Annotated in this window: 3 protein-coding genes; all 3 read right to left on the bottom strand. The window is 69.3% G+C overall.

From position 1 onward, the window contains the following. The coding region (locus tag ACYVE7_RS33225) for a polyketide synthase dehydratase domain-containing protein (RefSeq protein ID WP_460370438.1) at positions 1-160 on the bottom strand (160 nt) is incomplete at its 3' end. Between the two features lie 2 nt (positions 161-162). Further along, positions 163-738 (bottom strand): FcoT family thioesterase, encoded by a 576-nt coding sequence (locus tag ACYVE7_RS33220; RefSeq protein WP_460370436.1) that lies wholly within the window; start codon positions 736-738, stop codon positions 163-165. Positions 739-788: 50 nt separating this feature from the next. Next, on the bottom strand, positions 789-1,955 hold a 1,167-nt coding region (locus ACYVE7_RS33215), incomplete at its 5' end, for an AMP-binding protein (RefSeq protein ID WP_460370435.1).

Below are 1,955 nucleotides of genomic sequence, written 5' to 3'. Positions count from 1 at the left end.
CGCTCCGCCAGGCCGCGCGCAGGCCGCGGAAGGCCGGGCCGTAGCCGAAACCGCGGGCGGCGAGCCGGGCGTACAGGTCGTCGGTGTCGATCTCCGTGGCGTCGGCCGGCGGCCAGGCCCCGGGCGCGGCGTCGAGGGTGGTCTCTTGGTACCCGATCATGGTCAGCTCCCGGACAAGGGCGGAGGGTTGGTGATCGCGGCACTGACCTCGCCGCGGGAGTCGCCGCCGAAGTCGTCCCAGTAGCGGCACTTGGTGCGGACCACGACCAGCGAGTCGCGCAGATCGCTGCCGTCCCAGGCGACGGTCTCCACGATCTCGATCTCGCCGCGGAAGAACCGGCCGCGCATCTGCGTGCGGAACATGCTCCGGAAGTCGGTGATCAGGATGTCGCCGAGCTGGTGGCTCCAGAACTCGTCCATCGACCACTGGGAGAAAGGATGGACGAGCCCTTCCTTGATGGACTTCGCGATGAGGTAGTAGGCCATCTGGTTGTAACAGATGTTGAATTCCACGGAGTTGAAATGGCCCGTGTCGTCGATGTAGCACGACTCGGGAATCTCGAACCGGCAGGACGCGTAGATCCTGCCGTTCTCCAGGGGCTCACCCTCGACGGTGACCAGGGCTTCCTTCAGATACACGCAGTTCTTCGGCCGGTACGGCGTCATGACGCGTGTCAGGAGTTCCTCGTCATTCGGGTATTGCGTGGTGCGTTCCTGCGCGATCACCGAAGAATCCATGGGCTGAACGTAACCTCGGGGCGAGCCCTCCTCTAACCCCTAGCGGACCCCTAAGAGACCGCCTCGAAAAACCGCTCTACCAGGGCTTTGCGGTCGACCTTTCCGTTAGGGGTGACCGGGAGGTCCGACAGGACGCGCAGATCCCGTGGAGCCATATAGGCGGGCAGGGTCTCCAGGCAGAAGGACCGGAGTTCGACCAGTTTGACGGGGTCGAGGCCGGGCTTCATGACCACGAACGCGCTCAGCTCGGCCTGCCCGTCCGCCCGCGGCGGCAGCAGCACGACGGCCGTCGCGACCCCGGGATGCTCGGAGATCCTGCGTTCCACCTCGCCGAGTTCGACCCGGTTGCCGCGGATCTGGACCTGGGAGTCGGCGCGCCCGCAGAAGTAGAGTTCGCCGGCGTCGCCGCGGTAGGCGAGGTCGCCGGTGCGCAGGACCCGCTGCCCGCTCGCGGGGTTGAGCGGGTCGAGGACCAGGGCGCGGGCGGTGGCTTCGGGGTCGTCCCAGTAGCCGGAGAACAGGGCGGGGCTGCGCAGGTAGATCTCGCCGGTGACGCCGGGTTCGCTGACGGGTTCTCCGTCCTCGTCGTGGATCGTCCATGCGGCTCCGGCGTGGGCGTGGCCGATGGGGAGCCGTTCGAGGCCGTCGGGGAGCCGTTCGAGGCCGTCGGGGAGCGGGTCGGGGACGTCGGTGACGGACGCCGCCATCGACTCGGTGGCCCCGTAACAGTTGATGATGCGCCGCCCGGGCAGCAGCCGCTGGAACTCGCGCAGCTCCGGCAGGGGGAACTCCTCGCCGGTGAAGAAGACCCGCCGCACCAGGTCCAGCGAGGCCAGCTCCGCCGGTTCGTGCCGGATCAGCATCCGCCAGATGGACGGCACCCCCTGCACGTGGGTCACCTCGGCCTCGCGCAGGAACCCGGCGAACCGCCGCGGCCAGTCCAGCCGCTCGCGGGGCACGGGCACCACGGTCGCGCCGCGGCTCAGGGTGAGGGAGAGGCCGCCGAGGCACAGGTCGAAGTGGAACGGCGCGGCGATCGCGACCCGGTCGTCGGGGTCGATGACGTCCTGGACGTGCACCCCTTCGTAGAAGGCGATGTTGGCGCGGTGGCTCATCACCACGCCCTTGGGCAGGCCGGTCGTCCCGGAGGTGAAGATGAGGTAGGCGGGGTCGGTGCCGACCGGTCCCGTGCGCCGCCGCCGCCGGGGGGCGGGCGC

The organism is Actinocorallia lasiicapitis, assembly GCF_054778695.1.
This window is presented reverse-complemented; position numbering and strand designations above follow the sequence as displayed.

What these genes read in the sequence shown, in the direction of transcription:
- ACYVE7_RS33220 (WP_460370436.1), bottom strand. Translation starts at nt 738, where the DNA reads ATGGATTCTTCGGTGATCGCGCAGGAACGCACCACGCAATACCCGAAT.